The 373-nt window shown below is 47.7% G+C and carries 1 protein-coding gene; it reads left to right on the forward strand.

From position 1 onward, the window contains the following. On the forward strand, positions 1 to 373 hold a 373-nt coding region (locus AB4585_RS26720; RefSeq protein WP_372171764.1), incomplete at both ends, for a PHP domain-containing protein.

The following is a 373-nucleotide window of genomic DNA, read 5'->3' on the forward strand; positions in this document are numbered from 1 at the left end:
CACGGCTCTGGTGTTAAGCCCATTATTGGTGCTGACTTCACAATGCAATCGGACGAGTTTGGTGATGAACTGACTCGTCTAACGGTTCTTGCGGCCAACAATCAAGGCTACAAAAACCTGACCTTGTTGATCTCAAAGGCTTACCTTAGAGGGCACATTCAGCATCAGCCCGTCATTGATAAGGCGTGGCTTGCTGAGCTAAATGAAGGCTTGATCGTCCTTTCTGGTGGTAAGAGTGGTGAGGTAGGTAAAGCCTTGCTCAAAGGCAATCATGACCTTGCTGCGCAATGCGTTGGGTTTTATCAGCAACATTTTCCAGATCGATTTTATCTAGAGTTGACGCGAACCGGTCGTGTTGATGAGGAGAGCTATC

Source organism: Vibrio sp. 10N.222.49.C9 (genome assembly GCF_041474985.1).
GTDB lineage: Bacteria > Pseudomonadota > Gammaproteobacteria > Enterobacterales > Vibrionaceae > Vibrio > Vibrio crassostreae_C.